Origin of the sequence: Ensifer sp. Root31 (assembly GCF_001424825.1) — a bacterium.
GTDB classification, from domain to species: domain Bacteria; phylum Pseudomonadota; class Alphaproteobacteria; order Rhizobiales; family Rhizobiaceae; genus Ensifer; species Ensifer canadensis.
Genome location: NZ_LMCO01000016.1, coordinates 36,639 through 61,120, shown reverse-complemented (window position 1 = coordinate 61,120; position 24,482 = coordinate 36,639). Strand labels below are relative to the sequence as shown.

Genomic DNA, 24,482 nt, shown 5'->3' with positions numbered 1-24,482 from the left:
GACATCGGCCTCGCTCCCAATCCGCTGCCGCCGCAAAATCCAGTGAAATCAATGTGTCACGATTGTGGCAGGCAAAACTATGTGCTTTGCGCATTGTATCGCCTGTCTTCGCATATCGCGCCGGTCGTGCGATTTCGGGCGGATTGACGCCTCAGGCCGCGTCGGTCGTTGCCTCGAAGCCGCTCTTGTACTGGGGCAGTGCGGCACATTGCTTGAGATGCTGCCATAGCGCATCGCTGTCATGGCTACCGGGGCCGGCGCGCCTGAAGATCCGGATCTCCATTTCCAGCGACATCTGCTGGCCGCCGATCTGGGCCAGGCGTCCCTGCCGCATGGCCTCGGCGACGCAAATCTGCGGCAGCCAGGCGACGCCCCGCCCGGCAACGGCCATGTGCTTCAAGCCATCGGCAAGGCCGGACTGGTAGACGGTGCTGAGGTTGAGCGGGCGGCGCCAGCGCGATTGGATCAGCGTTGCCAGCTTGCCGATATAACCGTCGCTCCAGGAATAGGCGAGATAGGGGATCTCGGTGGTTTCGGGCACGTCGATATCGAACAGCGGCCGGCCGTTGTCGTCGGTTCCCGATACGAGAATGAGCCGGTCCTTGCCGATCTGCAGGGATTCGAACGGGCCGCCCTCCAGCACCGGAGGGCCGTCGGGATGGACATAGGTGATGGCGAAATCGCACTGGCCGGAGCACAGGTGATCGATGCTTTCGAGGAAGTCGGCCGCATGCATGCTGGTGCGAAGCGGCATGCGCGAGATCAGCGGCGAGCCGATCCACTTTGGAAAGAAATACATCGCCAGCGTATGCAGCGAGGTGAAGGTGAGCATGGCCGAGCTTTCGCCGGCGACATTGCGGCAGTCGGTGCGCAGGCGGTACGCTTCGCGGACGAGCCGTTGGCAGCCGGGCAGGAACATCGTGCCGGCCCGGGTCAGCTGCACGGGGTAAGTGCTGCGGTCGATCAGGTCGGCGCCAATCCAGTTCTCCAGCGATTTGATGCGTCGGCTGAAGGCCGGTTGGGAAATATTGCGCGCGGTCGCCGCCGTCGAGAAATTCCGCGTCGCGGCGATTTCCAGAAAATCTTCAAGCCATTGCAGTTCCATGCCGGCCCTCATGCGTGTTTTGCATAGTCTATCCTAACTACACATTGGACAGACCTGCAAGCGCTCTTCTAGCCTCCCTTATAACGAGAAGAAAACTTCCGCCTCCACCAAATGGGAACAACGATGAAACGCACCTTAGCCCTAGCCCTCAGCCTGGGGCTCGGCATCGCGGCTGCGCCCGCTATGGCCGAGACCAAGAACCCCGGCACTTTCGTCTTCATGTGGACCGACGACATCCAGTCGTTCGATCCGGCCTATATCGCCAACACGCCAAGCTCCTACGGCGCGCTCAACATCTACAGCCGGCTGTTGAACTTCAACGGCTCGAAGATCTCCGAGTTCGTGCCGTCGCTTTCGACCGAGGTGCCGTCGCTTGAAAACGGCCTCATCAAGCAGGGCGACGACGGCTCGGTGAGCTATACCTTCCCGATCCGCAAGGGCGTTTTCGCCCACAAGGTCGGCGTCAAGGGCGCCGACGGCAAGGTCACCTGGGAATATTACGACAAGCTGACCGACGCCCAGAAGGCGACGATCGAGCCGGGCTACGGCCAGATCACGCCCGAGGACGTGCGCTATTCGCTGCTGCGCGCCATTCTTCAGGGTCAGTCGTGGATGTCGAACGCGATCACCGAGGTGATCACCGCCGGCAAATATACCGACATCGCCAAGTGGGTAGAGACCGAAGGCGAGGTCAAGTCCATCAACGACGCCAGCCCCGAGATCCTGCGCAAGGTCTATGACCAGCTCGCCTCGCAGATTATCGTCGATGGCGACAATCTCACGCTGAAGCTGCCGAAGTCGTTTCCGGCCACCCTTGGCGTGATCGCGCTGCCGTTCGGTACCTCGGTTCTCGACAAGGAATGGGTTGCCTCGGTCGGCGGCTGGGATGGCTCGGGCGATACCTGGAAGGCCCACTATCGTCCGGAACTCGGCGCCAATCCGCTGTTTGCCGAGGAGAACGGCACAGGGCCATTCATGCTCGAGGAATGGGACCGCACCGACCGGCGCATCACTCTGAAGCGCTTCGACAATTATTTCATGGGGCCGGCCAAGCTCGAGCGGGTGGTCATGCGCACCGTTCCGGAATGGACGACGCGACGCCTGCAGCTTCTGTCCGGCGACGCCGATTTTGTCACCGCGCCGGTCGAGTTCATCGACGAACTCAGCAAGACCGAGGGCGTCAAGGTCATCGACGGCCTGCAGAAGGTGTTTTCGCGCGGCGTCTTCTTCGCCTGGCCGCTCGACGACAACGACAACCCGGCCATCGGAAGCGGCAAGCTCGACGGTGCCGGCATTCCGCCGGACTTCTTCGCCGACATCGATGTGCGCAAGGGCTTCAACTACGCCCAGAACTACGATGCGCTCCTGAACCAGGTGCTGCTCGGAAAGACCGTGCAGTCGCGCGGGCCGACCGTGCGCGGCATCATGGGCTATCGCCCGGATTCGCCTGTTTACAGCTACGATCCCGCCAAGGCCGAGGAACACTTCAAGAAGGCGTTCGGCGGCAAGCTCTGGGAGACCGGCTTTGCGTTTACGGCCTATGTCACCGAAGGCAACCCGCAGCTGACCGCCGCACTTTCGGCGCTGCAGCAGGGCCTGTCGCGCATCAACCCGAAGTTCAAGATGCAGATCCAGGCGCTGCCATGGGCATCCGTTTCGGACAAGCTCAACAACCGCGAAAAGCCGGCCGCACCCTTGACGGTGATGGGCTGGGGGCCCGACTATTCCGACCCGGGCGGTCCGCTCGGTGCCGCCAGCTACTATCTCTCGCCCACGGGTCTCGTCGGCGGCATGGTTGGCCAGGGTTATCGCGACCTGATGGCGGAGAAGTTCAAGCCGTTGCTCGATGAGGCCTGGGCCTCGGTCGATCCCGCCGTGCGCGAGCCGATCTACGCCAAGCTGCAGGAAATGTCGTACGAATACGCCACCACCCAGTTCCTGTGGGAGGACTTCGGCTACGTCGTCACCCGCAGCAACATCGATGGTTATGTCGACAACATGATCCTCTACGGTGCCTGGGACTTCTATCCGGTCACCAAGGCCAACGACTGATTGGCTACTGCGCCGCGCGTCTTATTAGACGCGCAAAGGTCGCTGTAGCACTTTGAATTGCTGCATGTCGGGCGGCATCCCCGCCCGACATGCCTTTGTTTCATTTTCCCTGAAATCGGAACGTGTGAACCGTGCTGAACTATGCACTCAGACGACTGATGATGTTGCCCATCGTTCTCTTCGCTCTGTCGTTGATGATCTTTGCGCTGCAGATGTCGCTTTCGCCGACGCAGAGACTGGCGGCCTATGCGCCGTCGCCTGATTATCTCAAGGGTGGTCAGGAAAGCATCCGCAGGATGATCGAACAGTACGGGCTGAACGATCCCTTCTACATTCAGTACGGCCGCTGGATCGGCGGCATCCTGACCGGCAATCTCGGCTGGTCGGAGACGGCCCGCCAGCCGGTTTCGACCGCGCTGATGTCGCTGTTTCCGGCGACCCTGGAACTGGTGGTGCTGGCCTTCGTTCCATGCCTGCTGCTCGCGATCTTCCTTGGCTCACGGGCGGGCATCTATCTCAATCGTTGGCCGGATCACCTCATCCGCATCTTCACCATTCTCGGCTGGTCTTTCCCGGTCTACGTTTTCGGTCTGCTGATGCTGTTGATCTTCTACTCGGCGCTCGACTGGTTTCCGCCCGGCCGGCTCAGCCAATGGGCACAGACCGTGGTCAGTTCCGGCGACTTCGTGCGTTATACCGGCGCCAACACTGTTGATGCGCTGCTGAACGGCAATCTGGCGATCTTCGGCGATGCGCTTCGCCATCTGGCAGCGCCGGTGATCACGCTGACCTATGTCAACGTTGCCAGCATGACCCGGGTGATGCGCACGTCGATGCTGGAGACGCTGCGCCAGGACTATGTGCGCACCGCTCGCGCCAAGGGTCTGCCGCGCCGCGTCGTCGAACTGCGCCATGCCCGGCGCAATGCGCTTCTGCCGGTTGCGACCATCGCCGGCATGGAGCTCGCCGTGATGATGGGCGGTGTCGTCATCACCGAGACGATCTTCGACTATGCCGGCCTCGGCCAGTTCGCAGCCAAGACCGCCGCCAATCTGGATTTCCCGGCGGTTCTCGGTTTCGGCCTCTATTTTGCGGTCGTTCTGGTGCTGATGAACCTCATCGTCGACCTTATCTATCCGCTGCTCGATCCGAGGGTGAAGACGCAATGAAGGTTCTTCGTTACCTCGCAAGAAATCCGGTGTCCCTCTTTGGCGTCGTGGTGCTTCTGGCCTTCGTGCTGATCGCCGTCTTCGCACCCGTTCTGGCGCCGCCGCAAAGCTTCCAGCTTTCACCCTACGACACGCCGCGCGCAGGCTTCCTGGCAACGCCGCAGCCACCTTCGCCGGAGGCCGTTTTCGGCACCACGCAAGGCCAGTACGACATCTTCTACGGTGTCGTCTGGGGAACGCGCACGGCGTTCAAGATCGGTCTCGGGGTCGTGGCGATCTCCGTGCTGATCGGCACGGTGGTCGGCGCGGTCGCCGCCTATTATGGCGGGCTTGCCGAAGAAATCCTGATGCGCATCGTCGACGTGTTCATGGCGGTGCCGTTCCTGATCGCGGCCATGGTGCTGACGGCGCTGCTTGGCAAGGGCATCGTGCCGATCACCATTGCCCTGACGACGTTCGGGTGGATGAGCTATGCCCGTATCGTGCGAAGCGAGATCCTGAGGATCCGCGAGATGGACTATATCCATGCGGCACGCAGCTACGGCGCCAGCGATCTCAGGCTGATCGTGCTGCACATCCTGCCCAACGCCATGTTCCCGGTGCTGGTGCTGGCAACGATGGCGACTGGTTCGATGGTGCTGTCTGCCTCGGCGCTCAGCTTCCTCGGCGTCGGCACCGAAGAAGGCTATGCCGACTGGGGACAGTTCATCGCCTACTCGCGCAACTGGATCGTCGGCCAGCCCGGCAACCCTTTCCAGTTCTGGTACACGCTGGCCTTCCCCGGCGCTGCCGTCTTCCTTTTCGTGCTGTCGTGGAACCTTGTCGGCGATGCGTTGCGCGACATGCTGGACCCTCGCCATTCCCATTGAGACCCATTCCTATCGAGACCCAAGGAGCGTACCGATGCCCTCTCTGTCTGCCGCCTCGATCGAGCTTTTCGAGGATCTAATACGTTACGAGGTCGAGGACAAGGCGATCCCGTCGATCTCCTATGCCCTTGTCGACCGTGACGGCGTGCTCGCCGAAGGCCATGTCCAGCGTCATGACCGGCATTTCGACATGGGCAGGGACACCTGCTTCCGCATCGGCTCCATCACCAAGACCTTCACCTCACTGGCGATCATGCAATTGGTCGAGAAGGGGCTCGTCGATATCGATGTCGACGTGTCGACCTATCTCCCCGGCTTCAAGCCGATAAACCCGTTCGCCGGCGCCGAAGGCGGGCCCTACGGCTCGGTCATCAGCCTGCGCAAGCTGATGACCCATACGGCCGGCCTTGTACGCGAGCCGAAGAGCGGGCACTATCTCGATGCCACCCGTCCGCCGCTCGAAGACACGGTCAACGAGCTGGCAAGCTCGACCTTGAAGCAGGACCCGAGCCTCGGGGTGATGCATTACTCCAACGCCGGCATCGCCGTCGTCGGCCGGGTGATCGAGACGGTCAGCGGCCAGAGCTACTCCGATTATGTCGCCGCCAACATCCTAAAGCCGCTCGGCATGGACAGCTCCTCGTGCGGCATGGCACCCGGCATTCGTGAAAGGCTTGCACCAGCTGACATGTGGACGCTCGACGGCGACACGCCGGCGCCGGTGTTCAGCCTCGGCGGATCGCCGGCCGGCAATATCTTCTCCACCACCGGCGACATGGCGCGTTACGCCCAGTGCCTGCTGCGCGGCGGGTTCGACGTGCAAGGCAATTCCATCATCTCGCCGGCGGCGCTGCGCGAAATGTGGACGCCGTTCGGCATGCGCCCGGCCGGTCACGACAAGACGCTTGCCGGCTACGGCCTGTGCTTCGGGTCCGGTGATGTCGACGGCTGGACCTCTGTCGGCCATGGCGGCGCCGTCTATGGCTATGCTTCGCAAATGATGCTGCTGCCGGCCGCCGGCGTCGGTGTGCTGATCTTCGCGACGCTTGACTTCTCCAACCAGATCGCCTCGCGGCTGGGCGTCGACGGCGTGCGCATCGTCCTTGCCGAACGCAGGATGGGCAAGATGCCGGAGCGCGTGCAGCGCCCGCCTGCAATCTCCGAGGCGCAGTTCAAGACGCTGCCGGGCTATTACCGCGACGACGCCACGCAGGAGATCGTCGAGGTCAAGTCCAAGGACGGCAAGATCTACCTGATGGGCGAGGGCGTGCCACACCAGATTCGTCCGGTCGCCGGCAACGACTTCGTCATAGACGGCCGCATCTACGGGCGCGGCGCTGATTATGCCCATATGAACCTCTCCTTCCCGGAAGCCGGCAAGCTCCTCTGGAAGGATGCGAACTGGACGCGCATCGAGGCACCTCTCGACGAGACCGTGCCCGACGCGATCAAGCCGCATCTCGGCGAATACGGGCCGGATTTCAACATCACATACCTGACCTACAGCCAGGGTGGGCTGAAGTGCCTGATCGAGTATTTCTGCACGCACACGTGCGAGCCGGTCGAGGAAGGGCGCTTCCGCATGCACGGCCGGCTCTACGAGGACGAGATCCTCGAACTCGACGCCGTCGATGACAACGGCAAGCGCGGCATCCGCGTCGGCCCGATGTTCCTGGAACGGCGCAGCCCGTCCCAGGCGGAAGCGGCGTGATCCGGACCATGGTTGCTCCGATCAAGATGGAATCGCCGCTCGGCGCCCGTATGTTCATCGGCGGGCGCGAGGTCGACTATTACTGCGGCACGTCTTACTTCTGCCTGCACGGCCACCCCGACGTGATCGAGGCGGCCTGCGACGCCACCCGGCAGTACGGCATGGGGCCGGGAACGCTCGCCCACATGCAGGTCTATGCCGACCTGCAGGAGCGGCTGCGCGACTGGTTCGGCACCGAGGAGGTCGTCTACATGATCTCCGGCTACACCAGCCCGATGGTGCTGCTGCAGGGGCTACGCGACGATTTCGACGTCATCCTCATCGACTCGGCCACCCATTACAGCACCCGTGACGCGATCCCGACGCTCGGCAAGCCGATCCACGAGTTTCGCCATGCCGACCCGGAAGATCTCGCAGCGCAACTGTCGCTGCATGTGAAGGCAGGCGAGCGGCCGGCTGTTCTGACGGACGGCGTTTTCCCGTCGTCAGGCAAGCTTGCACCGCTTGCCGACTACCGCCAGGCGATGGCGGCCTACGAGGGCGCGCTGCTCTGCATCGACGATTCCCACGGCGTCGGCGTTCTCGGCGAAACCGGGCGTGGCTCGCTGCAGCATGCCGGGCTCGAGGGCGAGGGCAATTTTCTGGCCGGCACCATGAGCAAGGCATTCGGCGCACTCGGCGGCGTCGTTCCGGGCGACGCAGCGCTTGCCGAAAAGATTGCCCGCAACGCAATGATCATGCGCGGCGCCTCGCCGGCGCCGCCCGGTCTTGCGGCGGCGGCGGCCGCATCGCTCCGGGTCCTGCAAACGACGCCGGAAAAGCGCGCGAACCTCACCCGCAACATCAAGCATGTGCGCAGCGGCCTGCGAGCGCTGGGCTTCGAGGTCGCCGACACGCCGGTGCCGATCGTCACCGTCAAGGGCGTGACCGATCTCGAGCAGCTTCGCGACCGTCTCGCCGAACGCGACATCATCGTCCGTGTGCAGCCGGCGGGCGGCTATTCCGACGCACCCGACGTGCCGACCCTGCGGCTCGCGGTGTTTTCCGAACATTCCCCAGCTCAGATCGATCGGCTGCTGCAGTCGATGGCCGAGCTTCTTTGAAATACGAGGCAACGATCATGAAGGTTTTCATCAGCGCAGATATCGAGGGCACGGCGGGGATCACCGCCTGGGACGAGGCCAAGAAGGGGCATCCGGAATACGAGGAATTCCGCGAATACATGACCGACGAGCTGGTGGCGGCCTGCGAAGGGGCGAAGGCGGCCGGTGCCAAGGAGGTGGTAGTCAAGGATGCGCATTCGACCGCGCGCAATCTGATCCTGTCGAAGCTGCCGGCCTATGTCAGCATCGTCAGGGGCTGGAGCGGTCATCCCGATCTGATGATGTTCGGCATCGACAAGAGTTTTTCGGCAGCCCTCTACACTGGCTATCACAACAAGGCCGGCACCGACACCAATCCGCTCGCCCATACGCTGACCGGCACGGTGTCGCGGCTTTTGATCAATGGCGACGTGGCGTCGGAATTCACGCTGAACGCATTTTGCGCCGCACGCTACGGCGTTCCGTCGGCGTTTCTCTCCGGCGACGCCGGCATGTGCGCTGAGGCCAGGGCGATTGTTTCCGGCATCGGCACCGTTGCCACCAGCGAAGGTTTCGGCCCCGCGACCCGATCGCTGACGCCGAAGGCTTCGGTTGCAGCCATTAGCGAGGGCGTGGAGAAGGCGCTGTCGGGCGATCTGAGGGCCTGCCTACCGAAGCTCGCCGACCGCTTCGAGCTTGTTGTCGAATACACGACCCCGATCGAGGCCTATCGCGGCAGCTGGTATCCCGGCGTTGAACATGTCGCCGCCCGCACGCTGCGCTTCGAGGCCAAGGACTTCTTCGAAATCCAGCGCGCCATCCGCTTCATCGTGTGAGCGAGGCGATTTGCGGCAGGTCCGAAATCGCCTCCTGGCCTGCCCAACCCTTCATCGACGGGCCGCGGGCCCCCGCTAGAACGATCATCGACTGGTGGTGTCGAACTGAGACAGCCGCGGACCGCGTCAGCTCAGCTGCTTGTTGAACCAGTCCACGTGCAGACCCGCTGATCGTGATGATAGGTTAGTGCCGCCCGCAGGCAGAGCGCCAGCGGTTCTCGCGGCAAATCGCCGATGGCGGGGATGAGGAGGGCGCGATTGCCCTCGAAGGTGAAATCATCGGCAAAGTGAATGCGGAAGGTTTCGACGAGCGTCGTCCTGCAATTGAAGAACACAGCGCAACGTTCGGGCGCTGATTTGGCGACGCCGAGCCGGATGGTCGTTCCGCTTCCGCTTGCCTCCGTCAAATAGGCCGGCTCTCCCCATTTGAGTGTCTCGGTCAACGGACCGACCCCATCGGTCTCGCCTGCCAGGGCATAGATGAGATCGCGAACCTGCAGGAGGCGCGCCTGTATTGGCTCGGCGTGGCGCGCGAGAACCTCGGCAACGTCGCGCGGAACGGGCGGCCTCGTTACGGTGCGTCCGTCGGCGCCGGGATAGGTCCGTAATTCCCGCTGCGGCAGATCTTTACGCATGTTCGTGTCCTCTCCGCTCTCCACAGCGAAAAGATTTGCACGAACGGGCAGACAAATCTTGCGGAGTTGAAAGCATTTCGATGCAATCAGCTCTCCTGATCGTCACGGGGTCTGCCACAGCGAACAGCGACCGGTTCCAGTCGTTCTAACTCGGTCTGGTGTCGATCGTCAGTAGCTGAGCTTCGGATACCAGTCTGTGCCGCGACCCTCCGGCGTCAGGTCCAGGATCGACCAGAGCGAGGCGATGTCCGGCGCCTCTCTCGGATCTTGGCCGGGGTCGGCCATCTCCGTCGTCATCTCGCTTGCCCAGAAGAGCCTGACGGCGTTGCCTTCACGTTTGAAGACGCCAAGCGCCGGATTCTCGCTTCCGTCCGCATTGATGAGGCCGAGATCCCGAGCATAGTCGTCGCCGACCGTCTGGACGAAATCGAGGTCTCGCCAGCCACGCTCCTGGGCAAACGCCAGTTGGCGCTCGACGGGGCTGCGGCCGAGGATCTTCAACGCCACCCGCTGTTTGATATCGGCGGCGTTGCCGTTCACCGCGCCGAGCCAGTTCGTGCACATCGGGCAGGGGCGCGCGCGCTGCGGCCCGTACATCCAGAAATAGGCGACGAGCGTCTGCTTGTCGCCGAAGAGGTCGAGCAGGCCGATGTCGTTGCCGTTGGCATCCTTGAAGCGATAATTCTTTTCAATCACCGGCCCATCCGGCAGCGACCGCCGCTGCTCGACCAGCCGCGTCATCTGCCGCCGGAACTCGATTTCTTCGCGCAGCAAAGCCTGCCGCGCCTTTCTGTACTCAGCCGTTTCGCCGGGAAAGGGCGATTTGCCCTTGGCTGCGAGATCCGGCGCCGGAACGAGTTGATCGTAGCTCATGTCCTTGCCCTCGTCTTATCGATCCCAACTAACGGCTTCGAGCCGTCCAGGTTCCCGAACGAGTGAAGGAATGCCCGGCCGGGCGCCGCTGCGCCCGGACCAGCTGCGATAAACGCTGCAGCCAGATGTTTGCACGTCAGTTGCCGTTCATCGACTTACTGGCCGAGCTGTTTGGCTGCCTTTTCGATGACATCAGCAACCATCTCCGGTTGGGAGGCAAAGACCGCATGGCTCGCCTTGATCTCCGTCACCTCGCTGTTTGCCCGCTTGGCCATGTGGCGCTCGAGATCGGGATTGATCGCGCGATCCTGCGTCGCCACGATCGACCAGCTCTTCTTGGTTCGCCAGGCCGGATCGTCGACCTTGGCCGAAAACGCCGCCTTGGCGGCAAACACCTGCGATTTTGCAAGGAATGCCGCTTCGTCCTTCGGAAGGTCCGCAGCGAAATCGGCGGCGAAGGCGCTTGGGTCGAGATAGAGGTATTTTCCGTCCTTGGTCTCCCTGATGTTCATGCCGCCGGCCGGTTTGGAGCTGGCGAGGGCGAGCAGACTTTCGCCCTTGTCGGGCTGAAAGGCGGCGACATAGACGAGACCTGCGACATCGGCGCGATTGCCGGCTTCGGTGATGACGATGCCGCCATAGCTGTGCCCGACGAGCAAGGTCGGACCATGCTGCAGATCGAGCACGCGATTGGTGGCGGCAACGTCATCCGCCAGCGACGTGATGGGTTGTTGAACGATCGTCACGGCATAGCCCCGCCTCTCGAGAATTTCGGTTGCCTGGCGCCAGCCGGAGCCATCGGCCAATGCGCCGTGAACGATGACGATATTCTTGACCTCGGCTGCCTGGGCCCCAAAGGCAATCGCGCTGGTGAAGAGGGCGAGCGCGAGGGTGGAAAGATGACGGTTCATGGATTTCACTCCTTGTCGGTTTGATGGCGATTGGCAGGTTTGAACATGTCTCGAGGTCTCAGCCGAAGGTGAAGGCGTAGGCCTGAACGCCTGGGTCAAGGAACCGGATGCTGAAGTTGCGCGCCGAGACGTCGCCTGCCTGGCGCACCAGCTGATAAAGCCTTGTTGCCGTGACCGTGCCGTTTCCATTGGCGTCGATATCGGCGCCGTGGTCCTTGCCCGGCGCCTTGCCGTCGATGGTCACCTGAAAGCGGACCGGCTTTCCGGCCGCTCCCGGCCCAAGAACGAGATGCAGGTCGCGGGCGCTGAAACGCGAGGCGATGCCGCCTCCCGGCTCGTCGAGCGTTGCCTGTTCCGGGCCGACGGTCCAGGTGCCGGTGAGGCCCCATTCGTTGAGACCCGGTTCGGCGACCGTGTATTTGCGCGCCGCATCGGCGCTCAGGCTCTCGTTGGAGGCGAAGTTCGAAGCGCGCTGGTATCCGAGATAGGTTTCGCTCGAGCGGATATTGTTGAGGTCGGCGCCGAGTTCAGCGCCCTTGGTCTCGGGCACTACCGGCCTGCTCGCCGCCATGTCGCTACCGGCTTCTCTGAGCAGGTCCTGGATGGCCTTCTCCGTCTGCGGGTAATTGCCCTCGCCGAAATGATGGTAGCGGATCTGCCCCTTGGCATCGATCAGGTAATGGGCCGGCCAGTAGCTGTTCTCGAAGGCGCGCCAGATGCGGTAGTCGTTGTCGATGGCGACGGGATAGCCGATGTTGAAATCGCTGACCGCCTTGCGGACATTGTCGATCTTCTTCTCGAAGGCGAATTCAGGCGCATGCACGCCGATGACGACGAGGCCTTGATCCCGGTATTTTTCCGCCCACGCGCGGACATAGGGGACGGTGCGAATGCAGTTGATACAGGAATAGGTCCAGAAATCGACGAGCACCACCTTCCCCCGCAAGGCTTCCGCGGTGAGCGGCGGCGAGTTCAGCCACTCCACCGCTCCATCAAGCGATGGTGCAGCGCCTTCGACGGGCAGGTCGCTTTGAAAGGGGCGGGTCGTATCGGCCGATGCGACGTCCACGCCCTTGTCGGCAGCCGCGGAGAATGGTCCGCCAGCGGCTTTGGTATCGAGCTTTTCGAGCACGGTCTGTTCCAGGGATGCCGTGCTGGCGTAGGAAAGCTGGGCCAGCAAGCCGGTATCGAGGCCGAGCGCGATTGCCGCAACGCCGGCGAGCACCGCGGCACCCAGGACCTGGCGAATGCGCTCGCTGATCCCCAGCGACCGCTTCATGGCGGCGAAAACCTTTCCGCCGACAAACATGGCTGTGGCAAGCGAGGTGGCCGCACCGGCAGCATAGGCAAGCAGCAGGAATGTCGTCGCAAGATTGGCACCCTGCAGTGCCGCGCCGGTCAGGACCAGACCAAGGATGGGCCCGGCGCAAGGGGCCCAGAGCAGGCCGGTCGCGATGCCGAGAACAAACGAACCGGCCACATCGGGCGTCGCGCGCCCATGGCCGGTGGCCCTCATCAGGCGGTTGCCGAAATCGACGACGGGCTGTGAAAGCGCGCTGGCGATCCGCGGTGACAGCAGGCTTGCGCCAAACGCCGCAAGCAAGGCAATCGCGGCAATGCGGCCATATTCGTTGGCATGGATGGCCCAGCTGCCGCCGATGGCTGCCAGGGTGGCGACAAGCGCAAAGGTGATGGCCATGCCGGCAAGCATCGGCAGCGTGCTTCGGAGGAAGGACTGTTCGGCGCGTGCGAAAACGAAAGGCAGGATAGGCAGGATGCACGGACTGAAGATCGTCAGCGCGCCTCCGAGATAGGCTATGATGAGAAGCGTCATCATCGTTTCCTTTGAACCGATTGATCGGGCTCTGGACGGCGATGTGCCTTGACCAGCAACGGATACGCATCTGGTCTTTGCGACGTATCCCGCATGTGTCCGCTCAGGTATGAAAATGTACCGGGATGTAGGCGTAGCCCGGCCTGCTACAGAGCGATACAAATCGGCTGCCGATGATCAGCCATCAGACACGCGCCGGCGGATCGAGTTGGCTGGTCGCAAGGCGTCTTTGTATCAGACTGTATCCGGGCGGGTCGGCGCTACATTGGTATTCAAGATCGGGCGGGAGCGACACACGCAGGATACAAGCGGCCCGTCTTTCTCCCATTGTGTTTGGGTTCAAAAAGGAGAGGCCGATGTCTGACGAAATCAACCATGAACGCCGCAAGTTTTTCGGGGTGGCTGCCATGACCATTGCTGCGGTCGAGCTTGGCATGGCGGGTGCCGCGATGGCGCAGTCGGGGCAAGCGTCCGCCGCACGGCTGCCTGACATCAAGCCCGGCACACACACCTCCTTTGCCGCACTCAAGCAGATCCGGGCCGGCGTGCTCGAAGTCGGCTACGCGGAGGCAGGTCCCGCCGATGGGCCGGCTGTTCTGCTGCTGCACGGCTGGCCCTATGACATTCATACCTATGTCGACGTCGCGCCCTTGCTTGCTCAAGCCGGCTACCGCGTGATCGTGCCTTACCTGCGCGGTTACGGAACGACGCACTTCCTTTCGCCGGATACGCCGCGCAACGGCCAGCAATCGGCGATCGCTGCGGATATGATCGCCTTGATGGATGCGCTGGGCATCGAAAAGGCGGTGCTTGGCGGTTGCGACTGGGGCGCACGCACGGTCAATATCATGGCAGCACTTTGGCCGGAGCGCTGCAAGGCGATGGTCTCTGTGAGCGGCTATCTCATCGGAAGCCAGGAAATCAACAGGAAGCCATTGTCGCCCAGCGCCGAGCTTGCCTGGTGGTACCAGTTCTATTTCGCCACCGAGCGCGGGCGGCTGGGCTATGAGGAGAATCGGCGCGCCTTTGCCAAGCTGATCTGGCAGACCGCCTCGCCCACCTGGAAATTCGATGATGCGACCTTCGAGCGTTCGGCTGAAGCCTTCGACAATCCCGACCATGTCGCCGTCGTCGTCGACAATTATCGCTGGCGATTGAGCCTGGCGGAAGGCGAACGCAAATACGACGCTTACGAAAAGCGGCTTGCCGCGGGACCGAAGATCTCGGTTCCCACCATCACGCTGGAAGGTGATGCCAACGGCGCGCCGCATCCGCAGCCTGCCGCCTATGCCGGCAAATTTTCGGGAAAGTACGAACATCGCACCGTCAGCGGCGGCATCGGGCATAACCTGCCGCAGGAAGCGCCGCAGGCGTTCGCACAGGCGGTTATGGACGTGGATCGTTTTTAGACCGACGATAGTCGGCAACAGGGCGCGCGACCTTGTGGATGCCTGCCTCGCGCAAGCCGCCTTGGGTCTAAAGGCATCAGGCGCTGTGGCCGAGTGCATAGGGGAGTGGGAAGTCGGATATGGAACACGTCGATCACATCCTGATCGTCGACGACGATCGCGAAATTCGCGAGCTGGTGTCGAGCTATCTAAGGAAGAACGGGCTGCGCACGGCCGTTGCCGCGGATGGCCGCCAGATGCGCGCCTTTCTGGAAGCCAACACCGTCGATCTGATCGTGCTCGATGTGATGATGCCCGGCGACGACGGACTCGTCCTCTGCCGGGAGCTGCGCGCCGGCAAGCACAAGGCGACGCCGATCCTGATGCTGACGGCTCGCAGCGATGAGATGGACAGGATCATCGGCCTGGAAATGGGAGCGGACGACTATCTGCCCAAGCCATTTGCTGCGCGCGAGCTCTTGGCACGCATCAAGGCGGTGCTGCGCCGAACCCGAATGCTGCCTCCGAACCTGCAGATCACTGAGGCGGGTCAATTGCTGACCTTCGGCGACTGGCAGCTCGACACGGTCGGCCGCCGCCTTCTCGACAGGCAGGGCACGGAGATCGCCTTGAGTGGTGCCGAATACCGGCTGCTGCGTGTCTTCATCGATCATCCGCAGCGCGTGCTCAACCGTGATCAGCTTCTCAATCTGACCCAGGGGCGCGACGCCGAGCTGTTCGATCGCTCGATCGATCTTCTCGTCAGCCGTCTGCGCCAGCGGCTCGGTGACGATGCGCGTGAGCCGACCTACATCAAGACGCTGCGCAGCGAAGGTTACGTCTTTTCCGTTCCGGTCGAGATCTCGGAGCCCAGGCAATGAGCTTGGGCGTCACATCGACTGTCAGCTGGTATTGGCCGAGCACCTTACGCGCTCGGCTTTTTCTCGTTCTTCTCCTCGGTCTCGCAATCGCCTATGGCCTTTCTTTCAGCGTCCTGATTCTCGAACGCTATATGTCGGCGAAGGCGGTCATGCTCGGCACGCTGGAAACCGATGTTGCCACATCGATCGCCATTCTCGATCGACTGCCGGCGAGCGAGAGAGAGGGTTGGCTCGATCGTCTCAGCCGCGGCAGCTATCGTTTCGTGCTGGGGCCCGGCCTTCCCGGCGTGCCGGATCTCACCACCCGTGGTGCGGAGATCGCTACCAAGATCGAGGAGGCGGCCGGGCATCGCTTTCCCCTGCACGTGGAGGCGATTCCGGGTGACGACAAAAGATTGCAGGCCCATCTGACGCTCAGCGACGGCGCGCCCCTGACGATAGACGTGACGCCACGGGGCGTCATGCCGATCGCCGAATGGCTTCCCTATGTGCTGGCGACCCAGATGGCACTCCTGCTCCTTTGCGTCTGGTTTGCCGTGCGCCAGGTCATCCGCCCTTTGAGCGACCTTGCCGCTGCCGCCGATGCGCTGGACCCGAACAGGAAGGCCGCGCCGTTGAGCGAAGCCGGCCCACGTGAAGTCGCGCATGCCGCCCGGGCCTTCAATGCCATGCGCGACAGGATCGCCCACTATCTCGAAGAGCGCGTGCAGATCCTTGCCGCCATTTCCCACGATCTCCAGACGCCGATCACGCGCATGCGGCTTCGCGCCGACATGGCGGATGAATCGCCTGAAAGGGATAAGCTGGTGCAGGATCTCCGCGAGATCGAACGACTGGTTCAGGACGGTATTGCTTACGCCCGAAGTGCGCACGGCAATGTCGAGAAGACTTCCCGCATCGACCTCGCATCCTTTATCGACAGCCTGGCCTATGATTATCAGGACACCGGAAAGTCCGTGGCCGTCGTCAGTGCCGTTGACGGGACCATACCCGTCAAGCCGCATGCGTTGCGCCGGATCCTCTCCAACTTCATCGACAACGCGCTGAAATTTGCCGGCGCTGCCGAGATCAGTGTCGAGCGACGGGAAAATGGCGAGGTCGCCATCACGGTGATGGATCGGGGGCCGGGCATTCCGGACGACATGCTCGAGGCTGCGATGCAGCCGTTCTTCAGGCTCGAACAGTCCCGCAATCGGGAGACGGGCGGCACCGGGCTCGGACTTGCGATCGCCCAGCAACTGGCAGGGGCCATCGGCGGCTCGGTGCGGCTCTACAATCGCGCCGGCGGCGGTTTGGCGGCGGAGGTCGTCATCCGCTGATATCGCGGTCAAAGTTCGCCGAAGCGGTTTGTAGCTCTACAGCGCCGCGCGTCTTATCAGACGCGCAAAGGTCGCTGTAGCACTTTGAATTACTGCATGTTTTATCCTCAAATCGAATAGGATTTAAGGAGCCATGCAGTAGGTGTCCGGAGCGACCACCGCTACGCTTTGGTACATTTCCGGCTGTTTCGGAAACATGCCGGATACCCCAGCCGGTCAAATCTCCCTCCGTCAACGCAGTCGCCACAAGCGACACAACAACGGAGTGTTCCATGACACAGGTCGACAAGGTTCTCTACACCGGCAGGACGCATACCAGCGGCGGTCGCGACGGCGCCGCACGCAGTGATGATGGGCGGCTGGATGTCAAGCTCTCGCCACCGGGAAGCGCCCATGCCGGGACCAATCCCGAGCAACTCTTTGCGGCCGCATGGTCGGCCTGTTTCATCGGCGCCATCGGTAAAGCGGCGGGAAAGCGCGACGTCAAGCTTCCTGGAGATCTCTCCGTGGCTGCCGAGATTGATCTCGGATCGACCGACGGCGCCTATCTGCTGCAGGCCCGGCTGAAGGTGAACATGCCCGGCATCGAGCGGGAACTGGCGACAGCCCTAGTTGAAGAGGCGCATCAGACCTGCCCCTATTCGAAGGCGACCCGCGGCAACATCAACGTCGAGTTGACGGTCGCCTAAAACGATGAAAGCTCGCCGCGTCGCGGCGAGCTTTCATGGAAATGGAATGGGCGATGCTTGCGCATCGCCATCGGAGGATCCAATGAAGCTGATGATCATCATCGCACTTGGAGCGGCGGTTTTTGCAGCACCGTGTATCTATGATGTGAGCTCGCAAGAACCTTCGCCCTTGATAGGCCTGTTTGCTGCGGCTTCCACGATTGAGGGTGCCACCGTCAATTTCGCGCCGAGCAGGCACTGACCTCTCGAAGGTGACCCCAACCGGCCCCGCTCGTGCGAGCGGGGCCGGTTGGGGTGGCGATCCCCTTGTTGTCAGTCGATGATTTCTTCCTGGCGCTCGGGCAGAAGCCAGTTGAGGAAGACCGCGCAGATGCCGCCGGTTGCCACGCCCGATTCCAGTACGTCCGCGAGCGCCCGGGGCATATGCGTGACGAACTCGGGAACCTGAGAGACGCCGAGCCCGAGGGCAAGCGAGATGGCGATGATCAGAAGCGCGCGGCGGTCCAGATGAACGCCGGCGAGGATGTTGATGCCGGAGGCGGCAACCGCGCCGAACATGACGATGACGGCACCGCCGAGGACCGGTTCCGGCACGGCCTGGATGACGCCGGCAACCGTCGGGAACAGCCCTAGCAGGGCCAGCACGGCAGCGATGTAGATGCCGACGTGACGGCTGGCGACTCCGGTCAATTGGATGATGCCGTTGTTCTGCGCAAACACAGAGCTTGGGAAGGTGTTGAAGATGCCCGCCAGCAGCGAGTTCACGCCGTTGACGAGAACGCCGCCCTTGATCCTCTCCATCCAAAGCGGACCTTCGATCGGCTGGCGCGAGATCTTGCTGGTGGCGGTGATGTCGCCGATCGCCTCAAGCGACGTGACGAGATAGATGACCACCATCGGCGCAAACAGCGACCACGAGAAGTCGACGCCGAAATGAAACGGCACCGGCGCCTGGAACCAGGCTGCCTGATGCACGCCGGCAAAGTCGAGGCGACCCATCCATGCCGCCAGCAGATAACCGGCGGCGAGCGCCAGCATGATGGCGCTACTGCGGACCCAGACGACCGGAATGCGGTTGAGCGCAATGATAAGCCCAAGCACGACGCCTGACAGCAGCAAGTTTTCGCCGTTGGCAAAGGTGCCCTGCGACATCGCGGCAAAGCCTCCGCCCATGCTGATCAGGCCGACCTTGATCAAGGTAAGGCCGATCATCAGGACGACGATGCCGGCGACGAGAGGGGTGATCAGGCGCTTGACGAAGGGCAGCACGCGCGAAAGGCCCATTTCGATGAAGGATCCGGCGATGACGACGCCGAATATGCACGCCATCACGGTTTCGACCGGCGTCCCCTGCTTCACCATCAACACGCCGCCGGCAATCAACGGGCCGACGAAGTTGAAGCTTGTTCCCTGAACGATCAGCAGGCCCGCGCCGAGCGGGCCGAAACGGCGACATTGAACGAAGGTTGCGATCCCCGAGATGACCAAGGACATCGACACGATCATGTTCGTGTCGCGAAGAGAGACACCGAGTGCCTGGCAGATCAGCAGGCCTGGCGTGACGATCGGCACGATGATTGCCAGCAAATGCTGCAGCGCTGCAAGAAAGGCGATCGGCGGCGAGGGGCGATCGTCGAGGCCGAGCACGAGTTCGGTCGGCCGCGTCGGCGCGGCGGTGGGATTGTGTATGTTCATGTGCGTCGACCCATGGTCAGGGTCCCGAGCAGGTTCGGCGTGCGCGATTTCGAAGTCCGTCGGTCGGCTGAAAGTTTCGACCTTGTTCCTCCCTTGTCGATCGCCGAATGTCTCGAAACATTCGGTGCGGCGCCCGCCGTCCTCCAACGTTGGGTGCGCGGCGAAAGCTAGATGAATTCGACGTTTCTCATTCACAAGAAATACGTGAAGCTGTTTCGCTGGTGCTCAGCGCAATCATGCGGAGTGCCGCCGGCCCGCCCTGCAAGACCAAAGTCTGATGCAAGATCTTGCCGTCGACAGATCGCGCCCATTGACCTCAACTATGCTTGAGTTTCTATAAGGCACTCCGTACAGCGCTATGGAGAAACATGATGACCGACCAATTGCTCTTTCGAAATGTCATGAAGATCAAAGCCGGGCATCTGCAGCCCTTCCGTGAAGCGGTGCGGGCAGCGGTCGACTTCGTGGAAGAGAACGCTCCACAATTGATGGTCCGCACGTTCATCGACGAGACAGAAATGCGGGCGTTCAGCTACCAGCTCTACCGAAATTCCGCCGATGTCCTGCGCCACTGGCAGATGTCGGATGCGCATATTCAGAGCGTGTCTGCGCATTGCACCGTCGAAAAATTCGAAGTCTACGGCGATCCGAGCGAGGAGGTGGCGAGAGGCGTGTCCCAGTTCATGGGTGACGGACGCGGCATGATCATGCCACCGCTGAAAGGCTTCTCGCGCTTCTAGGCGCACGCGTATCCGGCCATGCGGCGTGTGTGCCAATCGCCCCCTCTGACAGCGCGCGCGCACTCGGCCATGCCATCATCGGACTGGCTGATGCGTCCTGTAGTTGTCGATCCGCTCGGTCTGAGAAAGTGCGCCAGATGCCGCCCTTTGACTCCACTCGCGAATGTCGCCTGTCCGTCTGTCTGGAGCCGAGCATCGGGTCGGCTGCGGCTGAGCTTCTCTCTTCCTAAAACCGATAGTCCGTGCTGACGCTGCGCTGCCTCGGGGCTCTCTCTTTGGCTTTTGGCCTCGCCGTTCGAAATCAACAGGCTGAAAAACAAATTCTGATTTACGTACCTCAGAAAATGGGTTAGCAGTACTTCCGGAGGAGTTCTTATGACATTGTTTCGTTGCGTTCGTGCCCGAGCACGGGGCGTGGCGGCCGACCCTATGGGGCGTGGCTTGACGATTGCGGTCGCCACATGACGGCTGCGGCATCCCAGAGTGCGCTACCCGTCCTCGAGGCGAGGGGCATTTCAAAGACGTTTGGCATCGTCGAGGTGCTGCGCGACATCGATGTGTCCGTGCGGCCCGGCGAAGTCCACGCCATCATCGGCGAAAACGGCGCCGGCAAATCCACGCTGATGAAGATATTGGCTGGCAACCATTTGCCGACCCGGGGCGAGCTGGCGATCGATGGAAAACCGGTGAGCTTTTCCGGCCCTGTCGATGCCGAACAGGCGGGTATCGTCCTTGTTCACCAGGAAATCCTGCTCGCACCGGATCTGACGGTGGCGCAGAACATTTATCTCGGCCGCGAACTGCGCAAAGGTCTTTCCGTCGACGACCGGGCCATGAACGATGGCGCGGCCAGAGCGATCCATGATCTCGGTGCCGATCTCGACCCAAGGACCATTGTGCGCCGTCTGTCGATCGCCCAGCGCCAGCTGGTCCAGATCGCGCGGGTGCTGCTGGTGCCGCACCGGGTGGTGATCTTCGACGAGCCGACGGCGTCCCTGACGCCGCATGAAACTGAAGCGCTGCTCAAAGTGATCAAGGATATCCGCGCCAAGGGCGTCGGCGTTCTCTATATTTCGCACCGACTGCCGGAGGTGAAGGAGATCGCCGACCGGGTGACGGTGCTGCGCGACGGCCGGGTCGTTGCTGGGCACACTGCCGCTGAGCTGCAGCCGGCCGACATGGCGCGGCTGATGGTCGGGCGCGATGTCGCAAAACTTTATCCCGAACGCCACGGTGGGCCTGCACGCGACGTCGTGCTCGAGATCGAAGACTTTTCGGTGCCGGGCTTCGCGCGCAACGCCACCTTTCAACTGCGCAAGGGCGAGATCCTCGGCTTTGCCGGTCTTGTCGGCGCCGGCCGAACCGAGTTGATGGAGGGCATTGCCGGGCTTCGTCCGGGCCACGGCAGGATCAGGCATCACGGCCAGGCGGTGAATTTCTCCAACGTTGAGGCGAGCCTCAAGGCTGGATTGGTCTATCTAAGCGAGGACCGAAAGGGCAAGGGCCTGTTGCTGACCAAGGATCTGAGGGTCAACCTGACGCTTGCCTCGCTATCCCGCTTTGTCAAAACCCTGCAGATCGACCGCAAGAAGGAAGCCGACGCGCTCGACGGGGCGATCCGCGAGTTCGACATCCGAACCGGCCGCAAGGATATCCTTGCCGGGCAGCTGTCCGGCGGCAACCAGCAGAAGCTGCTGCTTGCCAAAATGATGATGCTCGATCCGGAGATCGTCATCATCGACGAGCCGACGCGCGGCATCGACATCGGCAACAAGGAGCAGATCTACAAATTCATCGCCAAGCTCGCAGAGGAGGGGCGGTCGATCATCGTCGTCTCCTCGGAAATGCCGGAGCTGATCGGCATCTCCGATCGCATCCTGGTCATGCGGGAGGGCCATATCGTCGGCGAAGTTACGGGAGAGAAGATGAACGAAAACGAGATCGTCGTTCTTGCGACAGGCGCCAATACTGGGGAGGCCGCGTAAGCGCGGGAGACGATCATGACGAATGTTGCAACCGAAACGCAGAAGGCGCCGCGAACCTCGCGAGACTGGGACATGGCGGCGATCGCCCCCTTTGTCGCGCTGGCACTGCTGCTCATCCTTGGCTATTTCGCCAACCCGAATTTCATCTCCGTCGCCAACCTGTTGAACGTCATCACCCGCAGCGCCTTCATCGCCATCATCGCGCTGGGTGCGACCTACGTGATCTCCTCCGGCGGGCTCGATCTGTCCGTCGGTTCGATGGTCGCCTTCGTCGCCAGCCTGATGATCCTGTTCATCAACAGCGGCGTCATTGCCGACCCCGTGCTGATGCTGATCTGCGCCGCGATCCTGGCGCTGGTGCTGGGGGCTGCCTGCGGGCTCGTCAACGGGCTCATCACCACCCTCGGCCGGATCGAACCCTTCATCGCCACGCTCGGCACCATGGGCATCTATCGCGGGTTGACCACCTGGCTGTCGCAAGGTGGCGCGATCACCCTACAGGACCGCGAACTGCAGCAGATCTACCGGCCAGTTTATTTCGGATCGGTCGCCGGTGTTCCCGTGCCAATCATCATCATCTTCGTGACGGCCGCGATTGCTGCCTTCGTGCTCTATCGCACGCGTTATGGCCGTCACGTCATTGCGGTCGGCTCCAACGAGGACGTGGCCCGCTACTCCGGCATCTCGGTCAATAAGGTTCGCACCATCGCCTATGTGATCCAGGGCCTCTGCGTCGCCGTCGCCGTGCTGCTCTATGTGCCACGCCTCGGCTCCACATCGGCTACGACGGGCATTCTCTGGGAGCTACAGGCGATCACCGCTGTAGTCGTCGGCGGAACGGCTCTGAGGGGCGGCGTCGGACGTGTCTGGGGCACGGTCTGCGGTGCCTTCATCCTGGAGATCGTCGGCAACATCATGCTGCTTTCGAATTTCGTCAGCGAATACCTGATCGGCGCCATCCAGGGCGCGATCATCATCATCGCCATGCTGGTGCAGCGGTCGCTCATGCGTCGCACATGAGATTGGCCGGGCCGTTGGGGCGAGCCCGGCTTCATTGCAATCGAGCCCCGTGGAACTCTTGGGAGGGAGACTATGCGTAAACAAATTATCGGCCTGGCCGTTGCCGCCGTGGCGGCTTTTGCGGGTGCTGCACCGGGCGCGTGGGCGCAGGACAAGAAGGTCACCATCGGCGTATCGATCCCGGCGGCCGACCATGGTTGGACAGCCGGCGTCGTGTTCCATGCGGAACGCGTCGCCAAGCTTCTGATGCAGGAGCATCCGGGCCTCAACGTCATCGTCAAGACGTCGCCGGACGCGGCCACTCAGGCAAATGCAGTGCAGGACCTTGCGGTGCAGGGGCTCGACGCGCTGGTCATCCTGCCGTCGGACCCGGATCCGCTGGTCAACGCCATCCAGCAGGTCAAGGACTCCGGTGCCTTCGTCGCTCTCGTCGACCGCGCGCCGTCGGTCAACGACAGCTCGATCCGCGATCTCTATGTCGCCGGCAACAACCCGGCGCTCGGCCAGGTCGCGGGCGAATACATCAAGAAGACGACGCCGGATGCCGAAGTCGTCGTTATCCGCGGTCTGCCGATCCCGATCGACCAGCAGCGCCAGGACGGTTTCGACAAGGGTATCGCCGGCTCCAACGTCAAGGTTCTCGACCGCCAGTACGGCAACTGGAACCGCGACGACGCCTTCCGCGTCATGCAGGACTACCTGACCAAATACCCGAAGATCGACGTGGTCTGGTGCCAGGACGACGACATGGCAGTCGGCGTTCTCGAAGCCATCGGCCAGGCAAAGCGCACGGATATCCAGTACATCGTTGCCGGTGCCGGCTCGAAGGACATGATCAAGAAGGTCATGGACGGCGACAAGATGGTCCCGGTCGACGTGCTCTATCCGCCGGCGATGGTCGCAACCGCAATGCAGCTGACCGCTGCCAAGTTCTACGACCAGGTCCCGGTCAGCGGCGAATACATCCTCGACGCCACGCTGGTGACCAAGGACAATGCCGAGCAGTTCTACTTCCCGGATTCTCCGTTCTGATAAGCCAGGCGCGCCCATCGGTCGGGCGCGCCTTTTCCTTTCGCACTCATTTTTCAGGTCACAATCGCGCTTGGCCAACCCTGTGTCCGGCGCCTCTTCAGCGTGACATCGATCCGGTCACGGCAGCTTAGACGAGGAAAAATCATGAAAACGATTAAGGGCCCCGGTCTGTTTCTTGCGCAGTTTGCCGGGGATGCGGCGCCGTTCAACTCGTTTGCGGCGATCACCAAGTGGGCTGCCGATTGCGGCTACAAGGGCGTGCAGGTGCCGACCTGGGATACCAGGCTGATCGATTTGCAGCAGGCGGCRACGTCAAAGGCCTATTGCGACGAGCTTGCCGGCATTGCCCGCGACAACGGCGTCGAGATCACCGAGCTGTCGACCCATCTGCAGGGCCAGYTGGTYGCCACCCATCCGGCCTATGACGAGGTGTTCGACGGTTTTGCCGTGCCRGAAGTGCGCGGCAATCCTGGGGCACGGCAGCAATGGGCGGTCGAGCAGGTGAAGMTGGCGCTGACGGCGTCGAAGAACCTCGGGCTTAATGCGATGGCGAGCTTYTCCGGCGCGCTTGCCTGGCCGTTCGTCTATCCCTGGCCGCAGCGGCCGGCCGGCCTGGTCGAGACCGCCTTCGACGAACTGGCGCGGCGCTGGAAACC

General features: G+C 62.4%; 22 protein-coding genes. 16 read left to right on the top strand and 6 right to left on the bottom strand.

What is annotated here, in order from left to right; all coding sequences use genetic code 11:
* Positions 1 to 151: 151 nt before the first annotated feature.
* Positions 152 to 1,105, bottom strand: coding sequence for a LysR family transcriptional regulator (locus tag ASD00_RS16630; protein WP_025429490.1), 954 nt, complete (start codon positions 1,103 to 1,105; stop codon positions 152 to 154).
* A 123-nt stretch (positions 1,106 to 1,228) separates the two neighbouring features.
* Here ASD00_RS16630 and ASD00_RS16625 point away from each other — a divergent pair, with 123 nt between their 5' ends.
* The 6 genes from ASD00_RS16625 to ASD00_RS16600 all read left to right on the top strand — a co-directional run bounded on the left by ASD00_RS16625 (position 1,229) and on the right by ASD00_RS16600 (position 8,824).
* Positions 1,229 to 3,157, top strand: coding sequence for an ABC transporter substrate-binding protein (locus ASD00_RS16625; RefSeq protein ID WP_057207598.1), 1,929 nt, complete (start codon positions 1,229 to 1,231; stop codon positions 3,155 to 3,157).
* Positions 3,158 to 3,288: 131 nt separating this feature from the next.
* A complete protein-coding gene (locus tag ASD00_RS16620; protein WP_244496071.1) occupies positions 3,289 to 4,326 on the top strand; it encodes an ABC transporter permease in 1,038 nt (345 codons plus the stop codon).
* Positions 4,323 to 5,195, top strand: a complete 873-nt coding sequence (locus ASD00_RS16615) for an ABC transporter permease (protein WP_025429487.1) — start codon at positions 4,323 to 4,325, stop codon at positions 5,193 to 5,195. Before ASD00_RS16620 ends, ASD00_RS16615 begins: the two co-directional genes overlap by 4 nt.
* A 34-nt stretch (positions 5,196 to 5,229) precedes the next feature.
* Complete coding sequence (locus ASD00_RS16610) at positions 5,230 to 6,906, top strand: serine hydrolase domain-containing protein (RefSeq protein WP_057207597.1); 1,677 nt, start codon at positions 5,230 to 5,232, stop codon at positions 6,904 to 6,906.
* Entirely contained in the window at positions 6,903 to 8,009 is a 1,107-nt protein-coding gene (locus tag ASD00_RS16605; RefSeq protein ID WP_244496070.1) for a pyridoxal phosphate-dependent aminotransferase family protein, read from the top strand. The genes ASD00_RS16610 and ASD00_RS16605 overlap by 4 nt, the downstream gene beginning before the upstream one ends.
* 17 nt (positions 8,010 to 8,026) lie before the next feature.
* Positions 8,027 to 8,824: a M55 family metallopeptidase gene (locus ASD00_RS16600; RefSeq protein ID WP_057207595.1), complete on the top strand. Its 798-nt coding sequence runs from the start codon at positions 8,027 to 8,029 to the stop codon at positions 8,822 to 8,824.
* 131 nt (positions 8,825 to 8,955) lie between these two features.
* On the opposite strand, the gene ASD00_RS16595 is transcribed toward ASD00_RS16600, so the two are convergent.
* The 4 genes from ASD00_RS16595 to ASD00_RS16580 all read right to left on the bottom strand — a co-directional run bounded on the left by ASD00_RS16595 (position 8,956) and on the right by ASD00_RS16580 (position 13,077).
* A complete protein-coding gene (locus ASD00_RS16595) occupies positions 8,956 to 9,459 on the bottom strand; it encodes a DUF1801 domain-containing protein (protein ID WP_057207594.1) in 504 nt (167 codons plus the stop codon).
* 168 nt (positions 9,460 to 9,627) lie between these two features.
* The gene (locus ASD00_RS16590) at positions 9,628 to 10,332 is read right to left on the bottom strand and encodes a DUF899 family protein (RefSeq protein ID WP_057207593.1); all 705 of its coding nucleotides are present in this window, start codon (positions 10,330 to 10,332) and stop codon (positions 9,628 to 9,630) included.
* A gap of 155 nt (positions 10,333 to 10,487) precedes the next feature.
* The gene (locus ASD00_RS16585) at positions 10,488 to 11,243 is read right to left on the bottom strand and encodes an alpha/beta hydrolase (protein ID WP_057207592.1); all 756 of its coding nucleotides are present in this window, start codon (positions 11,241 to 11,243) and stop codon (positions 10,488 to 10,490) included.
* Between the two features lie 58 nt (positions 11,244 to 11,301).
* Positions 11,302 to 13,077, bottom strand: coding sequence for a cytochrome c biogenesis protein DipZ (locus ASD00_RS16580; RefSeq protein ID WP_057207591.1), 1,776 nt, complete (start codon positions 13,075 to 13,077; stop codon positions 11,302 to 11,304).
* A gap of 356 nt (positions 13,078 to 13,433) precedes the next feature.
* On the opposite strand from ASD00_RS16580, the gene ASD00_RS16575 reads away from it, so the two are divergent.
* From ASD00_RS16575 to ASD00_RS40950, 5 genes are all read left to right on the top strand, one after another.
* Entirely contained in the window at positions 13,434 to 14,486 is a 1,053-nt protein-coding gene (locus ASD00_RS16575; protein WP_057207590.1) for an alpha/beta hydrolase, read from the top strand.
* Between the two features lie 119 nt (positions 14,487 to 14,605).
* Complete coding sequence (locus ASD00_RS16570) at positions 14,606 to 15,346, top strand: response regulator (RefSeq protein ID WP_057207589.1); 741 nt, start codon at positions 14,606 to 14,608, stop codon at positions 15,344 to 15,346.
* Positions 15,343 to 16,665 (top strand): HAMP domain-containing sensor histidine kinase, encoded by a 1,323-nt coding sequence (locus ASD00_RS16565; RefSeq protein ID WP_057207588.1) that lies wholly within the window; start codon positions 15,343 to 15,345, stop codon positions 16,663 to 16,665. Before ASD00_RS16570 ends, ASD00_RS16565 begins: the two co-directional genes overlap by 4 nt.
* A gap of 272 nt (positions 16,666 to 16,937) precedes the next feature.
* On the top strand, positions 16,938 to 17,354 hold the full coding sequence (locus tag ASD00_RS16560) for an organic hydroperoxide resistance protein (protein ID WP_057207587.1): 417 nt from the start codon (positions 16,938 to 16,940) through the stop codon (positions 17,352 to 17,354).
* Between the two features lie 82 nt (positions 17,355 to 17,436).
* Complete coding sequence (locus ASD00_RS40950; RefSeq protein ID WP_164474920.1) at positions 17,437 to 17,595, top strand: hypothetical protein; 159 nt, start codon at positions 17,437 to 17,439, stop codon at positions 17,593 to 17,595.
* Between the two features lie 71 nt (positions 17,596 to 17,666).
* Here ASD00_RS40950 and ASD00_RS16555 read toward each other — a convergent pair whose 3' ends face one another.
* Positions 17,667 to 19,049 (bottom strand): nucleobase:cation symporter-2 family protein, encoded by a 1,383-nt coding sequence (locus ASD00_RS16555; RefSeq protein WP_057207586.1) that lies wholly within the window; start codon positions 19,047 to 19,049, stop codon positions 17,667 to 17,669.
* A gap of 371 nt (positions 19,050 to 19,420) precedes the next feature.
* Here ASD00_RS16555 and ASD00_RS16550 point away from each other — a divergent pair, with 371 nt between their 5' ends.
* From ASD00_RS16550 to ASD00_RS41760, 5 genes are all read left to right on the top strand, one after another.
* Entirely contained in the window at positions 19,421 to 19,789 is a 369-nt protein-coding gene (locus ASD00_RS16550; RefSeq protein ID WP_057207585.1) for a hypothetical protein, read from the top strand.
* 461 nt (positions 19,790 to 20,250) lie between these two features.
* The gene (locus ASD00_RS16545) at positions 20,251 to 21,774 is read left to right on the top strand and encodes a sugar ABC transporter ATP-binding protein (RefSeq protein WP_057207584.1); all 1,524 of its coding nucleotides are present in this window, start codon (positions 20,251 to 20,253) and stop codon (positions 21,772 to 21,774) included.
* Positions 21,775 to 21,789: 15 nt separating this feature from the next.
* Positions 21,790 to 22,794, top strand: a complete 1,005-nt coding sequence (locus ASD00_RS16540) for an ABC transporter permease (protein ID WP_025429471.1) — start codon at positions 21,790 to 21,792, stop codon at positions 22,792 to 22,794.
* Between the two features lie 72 nt (positions 22,795 to 22,866).
* On the top strand, positions 22,867 to 23,826 hold the full coding sequence (locus tag ASD00_RS16535) for a substrate-binding domain-containing protein (RefSeq protein ID WP_057207583.1): 960 nt from the start codon (positions 22,867 to 22,869) through the stop codon (positions 23,824 to 23,826).
* Between the two features lie 144 nt (positions 23,827 to 23,970).
* On the top strand, positions 23,971 to 24,482 hold a 512-nt coding region (locus tag ASD00_RS41760; protein ID WP_244496074.1), incomplete at its 3' end, for a TIM barrel protein.